This window comes from Streptomyces boninensis (genome assembly GCF_048572725.1).
In the GTDB taxonomy this organism is placed as follows: domain Bacteria; phylum Actinomycetota; class Actinomycetes; order Streptomycetales; family Streptomycetaceae; genus Streptomyces; species Streptomyces boninensis.
The window spans coordinates 8,988,898-9,002,309 of record NZ_CP183837.1; the positions used below are offsets into that span (position 1 = coordinate 8,988,898).

General features: G+C 72.0%; 14 protein-coding genes and 1 riboswitch. Of the genes, 3 read left to right on the forward strand and 11 right to left on the reverse strand.

The genetic code is table 11. The features are described 5' to 3' along the window. Positions 1 to 139 precede the first annotated feature (139 nt). On the forward strand, positions 140 to 769 hold the full coding sequence (locus tag ACNNMR_RS40475) for a class I SAM-dependent methyltransferase (RefSeq protein ID WP_419999725.1): 630 nt from the start codon (positions 140 to 142) through the stop codon (positions 767 to 769). Between the two features lie 11 nt (positions 770 to 780). Further along, positions 781 to 1,272, forward strand: a complete 492-nt coding sequence (locus ACNNMR_RS40480; protein ID WP_419999726.1) for a DinB family protein — start codon at positions 781 to 783, stop codon at positions 1,270 to 1,272. A 9-nt stretch (positions 1,273 to 1,281) separates the two neighbouring features. On the opposite strand, the gene ACNNMR_RS40485 is transcribed toward ACNNMR_RS40480, so the two are convergent. The 4 genes from ACNNMR_RS40485 to ACNNMR_RS40500 are packed head-to-tail and all read right to left on the reverse strand — an operon-like array spanning position 1,282 to position 4,816. Further along, entirely contained in the window at positions 1,282 to 1,959 is a 678-nt protein-coding gene (locus ACNNMR_RS40485; RefSeq protein ID WP_419999727.1) for a (2Fe-2S)-binding protein, read from the reverse strand. After that, positions 1,952 to 2,749 (reverse strand): ABC transporter ATP-binding protein, encoded by a 798-nt coding sequence (locus ACNNMR_RS40490; RefSeq protein WP_419999728.1) that lies wholly within the window; start codon positions 2,747 to 2,749, stop codon positions 1,952 to 1,954. Before ACNNMR_RS40490 ends, ACNNMR_RS40485 begins: the two co-directional genes overlap by 8 nt. Further along, positions 2,746 to 3,786 carry a FecCD family ABC transporter permease gene (locus ACNNMR_RS40495; protein WP_420000644.1) on the reverse strand — a complete coding sequence of 347 codons (1,041 nt, stop codon included), beginning with the start codon at positions 3,784 to 3,786 and terminating at the stop codon, positions 2,746 to 2,748. The genes ACNNMR_RS40490 and ACNNMR_RS40495 overlap by 4 nt, the downstream gene beginning before the upstream one ends. 37 nt (positions 3,787 to 3,823) lie before the next feature. Then, positions 3,824 to 4,816, reverse strand: coding sequence for an ABC transporter substrate-binding protein (locus ACNNMR_RS40500; protein ID WP_419999729.1), 993 nt, complete (start codon positions 4,814 to 4,816; stop codon positions 3,824 to 3,826). Positions 4,817 to 4,878: 62 nt separating this feature from the next. Then, a riboswitch (cobalamin riboswitch) is annotated at positions 4,879 to 5,007 on the reverse strand. Positions 5,008 to 5,146: 139 nt separating this feature from the next. Here ACNNMR_RS40500 and ACNNMR_RS40505 point away from each other — a divergent pair. Further along, positions 5,147 to 6,196: a methyltransferase gene (locus ACNNMR_RS40505; protein ID WP_419999730.1), complete on the forward strand. Its 1,050-nt coding sequence runs from the start codon at positions 5,147 to 5,149 to the stop codon at positions 6,194 to 6,196. A 29-nt stretch (positions 6,197 to 6,225) separates the two neighbouring features. On the opposite strand, the gene ACNNMR_RS40510 is transcribed toward ACNNMR_RS40505, so the two are convergent. The 7 genes from ACNNMR_RS40510 to ACNNMR_RS40540 are packed head-to-tail and all read right to left on the reverse strand — an operon-like array spanning position 6,226 to position 13,255. Continuing rightward, positions 6,226 to 6,681 (reverse strand): PhzA/PhzB family protein, encoded by a 456-nt coding sequence (locus tag ACNNMR_RS40510; RefSeq protein WP_419999731.1) that lies wholly within the window; start codon positions 6,679 to 6,681, stop codon positions 6,226 to 6,228. A 29-nt stretch (positions 6,682 to 6,710) separates the two neighbouring features. Continuing rightward, positions 6,711 to 7,337: a phenazine biosynthesis FMN-dependent oxidase PhzG gene (gene phzG / locus ACNNMR_RS40515; protein WP_419999732.1), complete on the reverse strand. Its 627-nt coding sequence runs from the start codon at positions 7,335 to 7,337 to the stop codon at positions 6,711 to 6,713. After that, positions 7,330 to 8,169 (reverse strand): PhzF family phenazine biosynthesis protein, encoded by an 840-nt coding sequence (locus tag ACNNMR_RS40520; protein ID WP_419999733.1) that lies wholly within the window; start codon positions 8,167 to 8,169, stop codon positions 7,330 to 7,332. Before ACNNMR_RS40520 ends, phzG begins: the two co-directional genes overlap by 8 nt. A gap of 13 nt (positions 8,170 to 8,182) precedes the next feature. Continuing rightward, positions 8,183 to 10,078 carry an anthranilate synthase family protein gene (locus ACNNMR_RS40525; protein WP_419999734.1) on the reverse strand — a complete coding sequence of 632 codons (1,896 nt, stop codon included), beginning with the start codon at positions 10,076 to 10,078 and terminating at the stop codon, positions 8,183 to 8,185. After that, positions 10,075 to 10,698 carry an isochorismatase family protein gene (locus ACNNMR_RS40530; protein ID WP_419999735.1) on the reverse strand — a complete coding sequence of 208 codons (624 nt, stop codon included), beginning with the start codon at positions 10,696 to 10,698 and terminating at the stop codon, positions 10,075 to 10,077. The genes ACNNMR_RS40525 and ACNNMR_RS40530 overlap by 4 nt, the downstream gene beginning before the upstream one ends. Continuing rightward, on the reverse strand, positions 10,695 to 11,903 hold the full coding sequence (locus ACNNMR_RS40535; RefSeq protein ID WP_419999736.1) for a 3-deoxy-7-phosphoheptulonate synthase: 1,209 nt from the start codon (positions 11,901 to 11,903) through the stop codon (positions 10,695 to 10,697). The genes ACNNMR_RS40530 and ACNNMR_RS40535 overlap by 4 nt, the downstream gene beginning before the upstream one ends. Next, entirely contained in the window at positions 11,900 to 13,255 is a 1,356-nt protein-coding gene (locus ACNNMR_RS40540) for an aromatic prenyltransferase (protein WP_419999737.1), read from the reverse strand. The genes ACNNMR_RS40535 and ACNNMR_RS40540 overlap by 4 nt, the downstream gene beginning before the upstream one ends. Positions 13,256 to 13,412: the final 157 nt, after the last annotated feature.

Consider the following 13,412-nt stretch of genomic DNA (forward strand, 5'->3'; position numbering starts at 1 on the left):
CGCCAGGTGATGAACATCGTCCGGCGGTCCGGTTACCGGAACCTGGCCGGTCAGGCCGTTTTTGCCGAAACCGCAAGATTCCGTGCCAGGCCCACGGGTGCCTGCCAAGACTGATCACATCCCGACGTGAGGAGTCTTGATGAGCACCGACGATGCGGTCGCGTTCTGGGACGGCGTCTACGCGGCCCGACCGGCGCCCGACGGTCCGCAGCCCAATGCCCGCCTCACCGAGACGGTGCCGGCCCTGCCGCCCGGCGGCGACGCGCTGGACCTCGGCTGCGGCCCCGGCGGCGACGCGCTCTGGCTCGCCCGCCAGGGCTGGCGGGTCACCGCCGTCGACATCTCGGCCGTAGCGGTCGAGCGGCTCGCCGCCCTGGCCCGTACGCACGGCCTCGGCGATCGCGTCACCGCGCTACGGGCCGATGTGCACGCGTCCTTCCCGCCCGGCGCCTTCGACCTGATCACCGCCCACTATCTGCACACCCCCTACGACATGGACCGGGCGGCCGTCCTGCGCTCGGCCGCACACGCCCTGCGCCCGGGCGGGCGGCTGCTGGTCGTCGACCACGGCTCGACCGCGCCGTGGTCGTGGAACCAGGACCCGGACACCCACTACCCGAGCCCGCAGGACGTCGCCGCGGACATGGACCTCGACCCGGCGGCATGGACAGTCGAGCGCGCCGACGCGCCCCGCCGGACCGCGACCGGCCCTGACGGAAGTACCGCCGAGGTCACCGACCACGTCCTCCTCATCCGCCGCACCGCCTGAAAGGACCCCCCATGCCCAGCACCCCGCGCCGCACCCGCCGCCGCGACACCCCGCCGCCCCGTACCGGAAGCAGCGAGAGCGAAGTCCTGCGCGGATTCCTCGACTACCTCAGAACCTCGATCGCCGCGAAGGTCGACGGCGCCCCCGAACCGCAGGTGCGCACAGCCGCGGTCCCTTCGGGTACGAACCTCCTCGGCCTGCTCAACCACCTGACCTGCGTCGAGCGCGCGATCTTCCTCGGCGACAACGTCACCAGCTGGCCGGCGACCTTCCGGGCCGCGCCGGAGGACAGCGTGGCCGATGTCGTCGCCCGCTACCGGGACGCCGTCGAGCGTGCCAACGACGTACTCGACCAGTGCACCGACCTCGGCGCGCCGGTCCCCGGGCGCCAGTCCGGGCCCACCGCGCGCTGGGCCCTCACCCACATGATCGAGGAGACCGGCCGGCACGCGGGCCACGCGGACATCCTCCGCGAGCTCATCGACGGTGCGACCGGCCGCTGATGAGCCTCCTCAGAGCAGCGAGCAGTCGCCGCACTTTCCGCCGCCGGGGGTGCGATAGAAGAGGCAGCAGCTGCGGCGCTTGAAGCGCAGGTCGTACGGGCGGAGGTCGCCGGTGCCGCGGAGTTGGCCGGTGTTGAGCAGTTCGGTGGTGAGGGCGGTGACCGGGGTGCGGAGGTCCGGGCGGGAAGCCAGGAGCGCCTGGGCCGAGCCGACCAGCGCGGAGGCGGCGTTCCCCGCCAGCAGCCGCGGCGCGACCTTGACCCGCAGGCCGGCGGCGAGCGGGTCGAGGTGCTGCCGGAGCACCACGTCGTACAGCTGCGCCGCGAGCTCCGGCCCGGTCGCCGCCGGGAAGCCGGCGGCCGTCGGCAGCCGCAGCGCCGGACCGTTGTCTGCGCGCTGCAGGCCCGTCAGGTCGGGCACGATGCCGTGCACGACGGCGCAGCCCAGCACCGGCGACCAGAGGCGGGCGGCGTGGCCGAGCTGGACGATGGAGGCGCCGACGCGCAGTTCCCCGGTTTCGTAGCGGGCGGCGGTCCGCTCGACCAGGTCGGTGAAGCCGCGCCGGTACGTGTCCGCCACCGGGTGCCAGCCTTCGGCCGCACCACCAACGACCACGGTGAAGAACGGGCCCAACGACGCGATGTCGGCGAGGGCTTCGGCGGCGGCTGCCCGGTCCGCTTCAGGCATCGGCCCGGTCCAATCCGCCGAGCGCCGTGATCCGCGGGACCCCGGTGTCCGGATGCGGCGTGACCTCGGCCGCCACCCGGTAGACCGCCGCCAGCAGCTCCGCGGTGAGCACCTCGCCCGGCGTCCCGGACGCCACCAACCGGCCATCGTTCAGCACGCACACACGATCGCAGAACGCCGCCGCAAGGTTGAGATCGTGCAGCGCCACGAGCGTGGTCACGCCGAGCCGCCGGACCAACTGCAGGGCGTCCAACTGATGCCGCAGGTCGAGGTGGTTCGTCGGCTCGTCCAGCACCATCGTCCCCGCCTGCTGCGCCAGCGCCCGCGCGATGAGCACCCGCTGCTTCTCGCCGCCGGACAGCCGGTCGAAGGGCGCCCGCGCCAGGTCGGCGGCGTCCAGCTCCGCGAGCGACGCGAGGATGATCGCGCGGTCGTCGGCGTCGTCGCCCGCGAAGGCGCGCTTGTGCGGGGTGCGGCCCATGGCCACCACGTCGTACGTCGTGAGCTCGAAGTCGCCGCCGGTCTCCTGCAGGACCGCGGAGAGGCGGCGGGCGAGGTGCTTGGCGGGCAGCCGCCACACGTCGTCACCGTCCAGCAGCACCCGGCCCGAGGTCGGGCGCAGCGCACGGTAGACCGTGCGCAAGAGCGTGGACTTGCCCGCCCCGTTGGGCCCGACCAGGCCGATGACCTCGCCGGGCGCGGCCCGCAGCGACACGTCCCGTACCAGCGGACGATCATTCACCACGACCGTCACGCCTTCGATCTCCAGCACCGCGGGCTCCACCGTCATGCTGCCCTCCGCCGCATCAGCCACAGGAAGAACGGGCCACCGACCAGCGCCGTGAGGATCCCGACCGGGATCTCCTCCGGGCTCATCAGCGTCCGCGCCGCCAGGTCGGCGGCGATCAGGAAGGCCGCGCCGAGCAGCGCGGCGGCGGGCAGCGCCCGCCGGTGGTCGGCGCCCACCAGCAGCCGCACCACATGCGGCAGGATCAGGCCTACGAAACCGATCTGGCCGCTGACCGCGACGATCGCCCCGATCATCAGCGCGACCAGGGTGAAGATCGCCGCGCGGAAGCGGTGCACGTCCAGACCGAGGGCGGCGGCGGCCTCCTCGCCCGCCAGCAGCAGGTTCAGCGGGCGGCTGACGCCGAGCAGCACCGCCGTCCCGGCCAGCACTGCCACGGCCGGGATCCACACCATCGTCCAGGTGGTGCCGGCCAGCCCGCCGAGCATCCAGCGCAGCGCCGACTGCGTCTTGTGCGGGTCGTTGGAGGTGACGACGAGGAAGCTGGCCACGGCCGACAGCACCTCGGCCATGGCCACCCCGGCGAGCACCAGCCGCACCGTGGTCATCCGCCCGCCGGAACGGGCCAGGAAGTAGACGGCGATCAGCGCGGCCAGCGCACCGCAGAAGGCCGCCAGCGGCAGCGAGAACATGCCGAAGAACGTCAGGTTCAGCACCAGCACCAGCACGGCCCCGACGGTCGCCCCCGATGACACCCCCAGCAGCATCGGATCGGCGAGCGGATTGCGCACCAGCGCCTGCAGCGCCATCCCCGCCACCGACAGGCCCGCCCCGACCACGGCGCACATCAGCACCCGCGGCAGCCGTACGTCGACGACGATCGTCTCCCGCACCGGCGTCCACGCCGGGTCGGCCAGCGCCGGATGGATCCGGTGCAGCAGGATGCGCCAGACCTCACCGGCGGGCAGCCCGGTCGTGCCGACCATCAGGCCCGCGGTGGCCGCCACGACGACGAGGCCGCCGAGCGCGGCCAGCACGACGGCGTACGGCAGGACCCGGCGGCGCGGCCCCGCGGGCACCGGACGGACCTCCGCGGCCACCGGCGCCTGCGTCGCCTCACTCACCGTCGAAGCGCCCGGGATGCAGCTGCCGGGCGAGCGACTCCACGCCTGCCGGGGCGCGCACGCCCAGCAGCGTCGAGGACAGCGGCAGCACGGCGAAGCGCTTGTGCTTGATGGCCGGTACGTCCTTGAGCGCCGGGTTCGCCAGCAGGAACTTCTTCTTGTCGGCGACCGGCTGATCCCCGTAGTCGTAGATCACAATGACCTCGGGCGCCCGCTCGGCGACCTGCTCGAACGACACATCGCCGAAGGACTTGTCCAGGTCGGCGAAGAGATTCACGCCGCCCGCCCGCTTGATCATGTCGTTGCCGACCCCGGCGCCGCCCGCCGTAAAGGCGGTCTTGTCGCCGCTGTCGTAGACGAAGACGCGCGTCGGCTTCACCCCGTCGACCTTCGCCGCCACCGACTTCAGGGTGCCGTTCAGCTTCTTCAGCTCCCGCTCGCCCCGCTCCCGTACGCCGAAGACCTCGGCGACCTCGCGGATCTCCTTCGCCATGGTGGTCATCGTCACCGGTCCGTCGGCGCAGTCCTCGATATTGAGGCGGCTGGCGATGCCCGCCTTCTTCAGGGCCGCGCGGGAGCGGCCGTCCTCGTGGAAGGCGGAGTTGAAACCGCCGTAGACGAAGTCGGGTTCCGCCGCCAGCACCGTCTCGTACGACGGATACTCATCGGCCAGCACCTTGATCCCGCGGTACGCGTCCCGGTAACCGGGGAGGATCTTGTCGTCGAGATAGGCCGTGCCGACCATCGACTTCTGCAGCCCGAGGGCCAGCATGATCTCGGTGGTGTGCTGGTTCATGGAGACGGCGCGCTGTGGCGGCCGCTGATAGGTGGTCTTCACCCCGCAGTTGGTCTGCGTGACCGGAAAGCCCTTCGCGGGGGCGCCGGATGCGGTGCCACCCGCAGGGGCGGGGCTTCCGCAGGCGGAGAGCAGCAGGGCGGCGGCCGTCGCGGCCGCCGGCAGGGTGAGCGAGCGTATGCCCGTCATGCGGCAAATGCCTTCCTCCTCTGGGGAAATCCGCCCCAGTTCCAGTGAGGAGGCGACCGCGTGAGTCTCCTGGCTCTCGGGTCGTAGCCGCACCCGGCCTTCCCACCCGCGGCGCGGGCAGTGGCTGTTTCGGGCTGAGCTCGCCGATCACAGTGGCGGGACCGCGCCGGATTCACACCGGCTTCCTCGTTCCGCCGTCGCCTTGTCGCGGGCCACTATACGGCCCGCGGCCACGGCGCGTGCCCCCGGTCACCTGGCGCTCAAGTGGGACGCGATGAGTACCGCGGAAGCTGTGATGCGCACCTCCCGTCACGAGAGAGGAACCCAGCGATGGCAGTCACAGAACCCGGTGGCGCGGCAGCCCCGACGGCGGCCGGCGCCGCGCAGGCGGCGGGCGCGCTGCTCGAACTCGCGAATGGCTATGTGTACTCGGCCGCCCTGAACGCCGCCGCGCGCTTCGGCATCGCCGACCACCTGGTGGCGGGCCCGCGCACGGCGGCCGACCTCGCCGAGGCCGTCGAGGTGCACGCCCCGCACCTCTACCGGCTGCTGCGCTACCTCGCCACCAAGGGCGTCTTCCGCGAGGACGACGAAGGCCGCTTCCACCTCACCACGCTCGCCCAGCCGCTCCGCGCGGATGTGCCGATGTCGCTGCGCGACACCATCATCGTGCACGGGGAGCCCCCCTTCTGGGAGCCGGCGGGCCGCCTGCACGAGGCCGTACGGACCGGCACCACCGCCTTCGAGGTCCAGCACGGCATCCCGTTCTACGACTACGTCGCCGCCCACCCGGACTTCGGCAAGGCCTTCAACGCCAGCATGGCGTCGGTCTCCGAGGCGCTGAGCAATCACGTCGCCGGCGCGGTGGACGTCTCGGAGGCCAAGAGCGTCGTCGACGTGGGCGGCGGGCGCGGCGGCCTGCTGGCCGCGCTGCTGCGGCGCAATCCGCAGCTGACGGGGACCCTGTTCGAGCTGGAGAATGTGCTGGCCGGGCACGTACTCGACGTGCCGGAGCTGGCCGGCCGCTGGCAGACCGAGGCGGGTGACTTCTTCACCTCCGTCCCGGCGGGAGCCGACGTGTACTTCCTCAAGCACGTGCTGGCCAGCTGGCCGGACGAGCAGTGCGTACGGATCCTGCGCACCTGCCGCGAGGCGATGCCCGCGCACGCGCGGCTCGTGGTGGTCAACCCGATGATCCCGGCCGGCAACGACCCGCACCCGGGCAAGACGGTCGACATGCTGATGATGACCGTACTCAACGGGCGGAACCGCACCCGCGCCGAGCACGAGGAGCTGCTCACGGCCGCCGGGTTCGAGGTCGTGCGCTTCGCGGAGCCGTCGCCGCAGGCGGGCGTGCTCGAAGCGGTGCCCGCGACCTGAGCCGCTGGATCCCCTCCCAGCCCGCACCGCTATGCGGGCTGGGAGGGGATCCAGTCCCGCTGGATGCGCGGGGTCGCGATGCCGAGCGACTTCATGTGCTCCAGCGGGTTGCTGTATTCGCGGCTGCTGCTGATGCGGCCGTCGCGCAGCGTGAACCGGAGGATGAAGTGGTTGCGGTAATGGCCCTCCGTATAGCCGGGGAAGCGGATGGTGCCCTCGCCTTCGCACTCGACCCAGATCACCGACGGGTCCTGGGTCTCGTACAGGTGCACATCGGACCACTGCCAGTCGGGCAGCACCTCAAGGGCCAGCTCGCCGTGCCGCTTGAGATTCTCGCGGCCCGATACGACGATGGGCCGGCCGATGTCGGTGTAGAAGAGGGCGGTGGTGCCGTCCTCGGTGTAGAGGGTGTGCCGGCGGAGCCGGCTGTCCCGGTCGGAGCGCAGGTACCGCTCCACGACGTGCCTATTGCGGGCGGGTGACATGGCGGTCGTGCCTCCAGGCGGATCGCGGATTACGGCTGCAGCCTGCTGATCTCCCAGCCGCCGTCGGTGCGGTCGTAGCGCAGCCGCTCGTGCAGCCGGTCGGTGCCGTACTCCCAGAACTCGATGGCGGCCGGTTCGAGCCGGTAGCCGGCGAAGGTGGCAGGCCGCGGCAGCGGCCGCTCCGGCTCGCCCAGCCGCAGCGCCTCCGCCCGCAGCCGCGCGAAGTGGTCGAGGCCGTCCAGGGGCGTGCTCTGCCGGGAGACGGTCGTCATCGGATGCGTGAAGACCGGCCGCGCGTACCAGAGCGACTCCGCCTCGGCGTCGGACAGCCGGACCACCGGCCCGGCCAGGGTGATCTGCTGGCCGGTCTCCCGCCAGTACAGGACGCCGGAGGCCCACGGGTTCTCGGCGAGGTCGCGGCCCTTGCGGCTGTCGGCGTGGGTGATGAACACCAGCCCGGCGTCGGTCACTTTGGTGAAGGCAACGGTGCGCGAGGAGGGGCGGCCGCGCGCATCGGCGGTGGCCAGCGCCATTGCCCGGGGCTCGCGCACCCCGTTGGCCACGGCGGCGTCGAGCCAGGACACCAGCAGCCCCAGCGGCTCCGCCGGGGGGACGAGGAACTCGGGAAAGGCCACCTGGACCGTCGTCTCAGACATGAAGCACCCCTTCGATGGCGGTCACGCCGGGACCCGCGACCGTGACGGACGCGACGTCGTCGCCCGCGCCCTGCACCAGCGCCTCCATGGGGGAGGGGCGGCCGATCTCGACGCCCTGCGTGATCTCTATGCGCTGCCCGTACTCGATCAGGCCGTGCCGGGCGAGATGGATGGCGATGGGCCCGGCGGCGGAGCCGGTGGCCGCGTCCTCGACGACCCCGTATGCGGGCGAGAACATGCGGTTGCGCCAGCGAAGCCCTTGCCCCGCATAGCAGTTGGTCGCCATGTCGGGGAAGCGGGCCAGCGCGCGGTGGTCGGGGTCCAGCTTGGACAGCGCCTCGACGCTCTCCAGGCCGACGAGGACGTGCCGGGGGCCGTTGTGGTAGATGTCCACGGGGAGCGCCGAGGCGGTGATGCCGAGGGCCGCCAGGAGTTCGTCGGCGCGGTCGAAGGCCCGCCAGCGGGGTACGGGCTGCCGCATGCTGGCCGAGACGACGCGGCCGTCCGCCCGGTCGAGCGTGAACGGGATGATCCCCATGGCGGTCTCGATCCGCAGCCGGCCGGCCTCGCCGCGGCCGCCGAGGGCGATGGCGGTGCCGAGCAGCGGGTGCCCGGCGAAGGGCAGTTCGTTGACCGGCGTGAAGATCCGTACGTGGGCGTCGGTGCCGGGCTGCCGGGGCCTGAGCACAAAGGTGGTCTCCGACAGGTTCAGCTCCCGCGCGATGCGCTGCATCTGCTCTGCGGTCAGGTCGTCGGCCTCGAAGAACACCGCCACCGGATTGCCTGAGAGCGGCTCCCGCGCGAAAGCGTCAACCACGACGTACGGGTGCATCTTCGTCTCCTCCTCAGGCCCGGCCGGCGACCGGGGCGGGGGCGAGCAACGCGGCCAGGTGTGTGCCCACGATGCGCGGCCCCCCTCGCGTCAGCACGGACTCCGGGTGGAACTGCAGGGACACAAAGCCGGGACCGCTGAGCGCGTGCACCTCGCCGGTGGCCGGATCCCTGCCGACCCGGACCGGCCCGGTGCCGTCCACGGCGACCGAGTCGTCCGCGGCGACCAGCGCGAACGTGTTGTAGAAACCGACGTGCTCGGCCGCGCCGAACAGATCGATCTCCCGCTGCACGCCCTGATTGGGCACCGCCCTGCGCCGCAGCGGCAGGCCCAGCCGCAGCCCGAGGACCTGATGGCTGAGGCAGACGGCGAGAAACGGCCGGCGCTCGCGCAGAAGTTGGTCCACCGCCGCGTGCAGGTGCCGCATCTTCGGGTGCCCGAGCTCCCGCGGATCGCCGGGCCCGGGCCCCAGCACGACCAGGTCGTGCTCCTCGAAGGCATACGGCTCATCGAACCGGCGCACCGTCACCGCCAGCCCCAGGGACCGCAGCTGCTGATCGAGCATGGAGGTGAAGGTGTCCTCGGCATCCACGACGAGCACGCTGCGCCCGGCCAGCTCGGGCCGGGCCGCGGCGCGGGACCCGGCGCGGACTTCGGCGTCGGTGAGCCAGAAGCCGGCGATGGCGGCATTGCGGGTGCCGAGGGCCTCCCGGACGACCGGATGGTCGGCGTAGCGCTCCGCCTCCTGCCCGCCGCCGAGAGCGGAGACCAGGGCGGCGGCCTTCGCCCTGGTCTCCGCGGCCTCGGACGCCGGCTCGGAATGGCGCACGATGGTGGCGCCCACGCCGATGCCGAGGTGCCCCGCGGGGTCGATGTCGGCGGTGCGGATGAGGATCGCCGAGTCCATGACCCGCCCGCCGCCGGCATCCCGCCCGATCAGCGCCGCCGCACCGCTGTAATAGCCGCGGCTGCCGGGCTCGTACCGCCGGATGATCCGGCAGGCGCTCTCCAGCGGGCTGCCGGTGACCGTGGGTGCGAACATCGTCTCGCGGAGGATGTCGCGGACGTCGCGGCCGGTGTGCCCCTCGATGAAGTACTCGGTGTGCGCGACCTTCGCCATCTCCTTGAGATACGGGCCCACCACCCGGCCGCCGCCGGGGCAGATCCTGGCCATCATCTTCAGTTCCTCGTCGAGGACCATGTACAGCTCGTCCGTCTCCTTGCGGTCACCGAGGAACTGCAGCACGCCCGCGAGGGTGGGGCCCGACGGCGGATAGCGGTAGGTGCCGCTGATGGGGTTCATGACGGCCTTGCCGCCCTGGAGGCTGATGTGGCGCTCGGGCGAGGCGCCGACGAGGGTGCGGGTGCCGGTGTGGATGAGGAACGTCCAGTGCGCCCCGGACTCCCGGCGCAGCAGGCGGCGGAAGAGGGCGGGGGCGTGGCGCGGTCCGTAGTCGGTGAGCTCGGCGACGAAGGTCCGCTTGATCACGAAGTTCGCGCCCTCGCCGCTGCCGATCGTCTCCCTGATGATCCGGCGCACCACGTCCTCGTACGCCGCGTCGTCGATGTCGAAGCCGCCGCCGGACAGCGGGGTCGGGACGTCGGGGATGCGGTCGAGGGCCTCGGCCAGGGGCAGCTCCTGGCTGTCCGTGATGGTCATCGCCACCAGCGGGGCGTCGTCGTCGGCGCAGGCGAAGCCGCGTTCGGCGAGCTGCCGGTACGGCACGACGACCAGGACCTCGTGCCGCGGGCCCGAGCCGGCGGCCGGCAGCGGTATGCCGGCGAGGGTGGCAGGCAGGGACACGTCGCCCGTGAGGACTTCTACGGTCCCGGGGGCCGCGCCCGGCCGGTGCAGAAGCGCGTACGGCCGCGATGGCGAGTCCAGCGCCGTGGCCAGCAGGTCGGTCATGCGAACACCTCCTTGACCGTGGTGACGCGGGCGCAGCGCTCGGCGGCGTAGGTCAGTGCCGAGCGGTGGTAGTCCGCGGAGAAGTCAGCGGTGGCGTCCGCGATGAGGAAGGGCTGGATGTCGTGGGTGAAGGCGTCGACGGCGGTGGCCAGCACGCCGACGTGGGCGTAGACGCCGCACAGGATGAGCTGGTCGCGGCCGGCGGCCCGCATCCGCTGCAGCAGATCGGTCCTGAAGAAGGCGCTGTAGCGCCACTTGGTGAGCAGCCAGTCGGCGGCGTCCGGCGCGAGGGCGCTGTCGACCTCGCGGTCCTCGGCGGTGGTCCGCATGCCGGGGCCCCAGAAGTCCTTGAGCAGCCCGCGCTCTTCGTCGGACATCCCGCCCGGTTGAGCCGTGTACGCCACGGGGACGCCGAGAGCGGCGCAGCGCCCGCGCAGCTGGGCGGCGCCGCGGAGCAGGTTGTGCCGCAGGCCGGTGGGCAGCGGCTTGAGGAAGTAGCGCTGCATGTCGTGGATCAGGAGCACGGACCTGGCGGGCTCGGCCTGCCAGGGCACGGCGGACGGTGGCAGGTCGGCCGCGCCGGGGAGCGGGTAGTCGAGGATGGCGGGGATGCCGGTCATGGGATCGGCACCTGCCCGGTGAGTGCCGGTTCCGCGGGCCAGGAGGCGACCACGGACATGGCCTGCGTCGGGGTGAGGCGGGGGTCGCAGAAGGAGGTGTAGCGCTCGCCGACCGAGGCGAGTTCGGTCTCGGTGGCGGCGCATTCGGCGACGTCGTCGGGGGTCGTCTCCAGGTGCAGTCCGCCGGGGATGCCGCCCGCGTCCCGTACCGCGGCGACAAAGCGGGACACCTCAAGGCCGACGGTGTCCACCAAGCGGGTCTTGACGCCGCTGGGCGCCGTGACGGTGTTGCCGTGCAGCGGATCGGTGAGCCAGATGGCCGAGTGCCCCGCGGCGCGTACGGCCTGCACCAGGCGCGGCAGCAGGCGGGTCACTCCGTCGGCCCCCATCCGCGCGATGAGCGTGAGCTTCCCGGGGTCGCCCCACGGGTCGAGCCGCTCGCAGAGCGCCACCAGTTCGTCGGGTTCCATCGCGGGACCGACCTTGCACGCCACCGGGTTGGCGACCTGGGAGAGCATGGCCACGTGGGCGCCGTCGACCTGGCGGGTGCGCTCGCCGATCCACGGCCAGTGCGTGGAGCCGAGGAACAGCCGGGCGTCGTCGTCGAGCCGCAGCATCGGCACCTCGTAGTCGAGAAGCAGCGCCTCGTGGCTCGTCCAGACCCGCGGGCCCACGACATCGCGGCCCGCGCCGCGCTCCCGCCAGCCCAGCCGGTCGACCACGTCGCTGGCTGCCATGTAGCCGGTGAGGATGCGCAGCGGGTCGGCCCGGCGGCTCTCGTGGTCCGGCTCCGGGCTGTTGACCATGTGCCCGCGGAACGACGGGAGTTCGACGCCGCTGACCAGCTCGGTCGCGCTGGTTCTCGGCTTGGCGTACTGGCCCGCGATCCGGCCCACGCGCAGCACGGGCTTCCCGGTGATCAGCCCGAGCGTCCCGGCGAGCAGGTCCAGCACCGCCACCTTGCGGGCGACGTGGTACGGGCCGCACTCCTGCGGATCCTCCGCGCAGTCCCCGGACTGCACCACCAGGGCCTCGCCGCGGGCCACGGTGCCGAGCAGCGTGCGCAGGGTGGCCACGTCGTCGGGGTGTACGAGGGCGGGGCGCGCGGCCAGCGCCTCGGCCACCCGGTTCAGCTGGAGCGGGTCACTCCATTCGGGCTGATGCTGCGCGCCGCGGATCCGGATGTCGCGGATGACGTCCTTCACGTCGGGATTCCGGTGCGCTTGATCTCGGGCACCGGTATGCCGAGCGCCCGCAACTGCTGGAACCCGTTCATGAATTCGCGCTGCCGCTTTATCTTCCCGTCCTCGAATTCGAAGGAGTGCAGGAAGTGATTCTCGTAATAGCCCTCCGGATAGTCCCCGAAGCGGATCTTGCCGTGGCCGTCGCACTCCACCCAGAAGTGGTTCGGGTCGTCCGTCTCGAAGACCCGGATGTTGTACCACTCCCAGTCCGGGAAGCACTTGAGGGACCAGACGGCGTGCTCCGCGAGCCGGTCCCGGCCGTGGGTGGCGACGGGAGAGCCGGTGTCGGTGGTCCACAGCCCGCCGACGCCGTCCTCGGTGAAGAGCTCGTGGCGGCGCAGCCGGTCCTGGCCCAGGGTGTGCATGTACTGCTCGACGATGGCGCGGTTGGCGCGCCGCACGGCGGCATCGTCGGTGCTCACGGCGCGAACCCTGTCGTGCGCACCCGCCGACATCTCGTGATAGGCCGCCACCTTGTAGTACTCCTCGCTGCGCGACCGGGCGCCGGCGACGACCAGCACCCGATCGCCCTCATAGGTGTACGGCGCGCCGGCGGCGAGCTTCTTGAGCTTCGGCTCGAGGTGCGCGGGAAGTGCGCCCGGATCCGTGGTCCGTGCGGAAAAGCAGAGCCGCTCGACCGTGGCGGAGTCCCAGCCGAAGGTGGCGTACAGCGCCGAGGATGTCTCGACGAAGTCGAGTAATCGCGAACTCGGCTCCGGGAGGCCGAAATCGCTCATCATGGCCCGGACGGCATCGCGCCGCACGTGCTCGGGGGAGAGCCCGTTGAAGTAGACGTTCCACGTCCTGCGCGCATAGTCGATCGCGACGGCGGACACCTTGTCGCCCAGCCCGTAGCGGACGAAGGCCGGCACCTGCTCGGACAAGCCGCGCGGCATGGCCGGGACCTCGGCGACCGCCGCCAGTTCCTGCAGCTCACCCAGGGGGAAGAAGGCGTACGTCTTGTTGAATCCGTCATTGATGCCGTAGTCGACGCCGAAGGCATATATGGAGAACCGCTCCTGCAGCTCGGCGAACAGGCCGCGGACCGGGTGATCCGTTTCCTCGGCCAGGCCGGCCGCAAGCGCGATGGCATACGGGTCGCCGGCACTCGGCGGCACCATGAAGTCGAACGACAGATCTCCGGTACGCCCCCCGCCGGCCACCATATTGAACACAACGGGGGAGCCGTGCGCATCCTGGAACGCGGTCAGCACCGGCCACAGCTTGTCGCGCGAGCAGGCGACATCCACCAGCTCGGCCGCTTCCTGTGCGGCCGCGTACAGACGTGCAAGGTCAGGCCGTTCGGACATCATGCCCCCAGGTGTCGGTGGGTTCCAGGTGAATCCTGGTTTCCCCGGCTAGGGGCAGGCTTGAGCGGCGCTGGTCCGCCGCGCGGCCGCCGCCCGCGCCGGCGGGCGGCGCGGGCGCATTCGACATGATCACAATGGCGGCCGCAGAATGCCGCGGAGA

Coding starts and splice junctions, on each gene's coding strand:
- ACNNMR_RS40505 (WP_419999730.1), top strand. CDS start 5,147: ATGGCAGTCACAGAACCCGGTGGCGCGGCAGCCCCGACGGCGGCCGGC.
- ACNNMR_RS40490 (WP_419999728.1), bottom strand. CDS start 2,749: ATGACGGTGGAGCCCGCGGTGCTGGAGATCGAAGGCGTGACGGTCGTG.
- ACNNMR_RS40525 (WP_419999734.1), bottom strand. CDS start 10,078: ATGACCGACCTGCTGGCCACGGCGCTGGACTCGCCATCGCGGCCGTAC.
- ACNNMR_RS40520 (WP_419999733.1), bottom strand. CDS start 8,169: ATGCACCCGTACGTCGTGGTTGACGCTTTCGCGCGGGAGCCGCTCTCA.
- ACNNMR_RS40530 (WP_419999735.1), bottom strand. CDS start 10,698: ATGACCGGCATCCCCGCCATCCTCGACTACCCGCTCCCCGGCGCGGCC.
- ACNNMR_RS40500 (WP_419999729.1), bottom strand. CDS start 4,816: ATGACGGGCATACGCTCGCTCACCCTGCCGGCGGCCGCGACGGCCGCC.
- ACNNMR_RS40540 (WP_419999737.1), bottom strand. CDS start 13,255: ATGATGTCCGAACGGCCTGACCTTGCACGTCTGTACGCGGCCGCACAG.
- ACNNMR_RS40510 (WP_419999731.1), bottom strand. CDS start 6,681: ATGTCACCCGCCCGCAATAGGCACGTCGTGGAGCGGTACCTGCGCTCC.
- ACNNMR_RS40485 (WP_419999727.1), bottom strand. CDS start 1,959: ATGCCTGAAGCGGACCGGGCAGCCGCCGCCGAAGCCCTCGCCGACATC.
- ACNNMR_RS40480 (WP_419999726.1), top strand. CDS start 781: ATGCCCAGCACCCCGCGCCGCACCCGCCGCCGCGACACCCCGCCGCCC.
- ACNNMR_RS40475 (WP_419999725.1), top strand. CDS start 140: ATGAGCACCGACGATGCGGTCGCGTTCTGGGACGGCGTCTACGCGGCC.
- phzG (WP_419999732.1), bottom strand. CDS start 7,337: ATGTCTGAGACGACGGTCCAGGTGGCCTTTCCCGAGTTCCTCGTCCCC.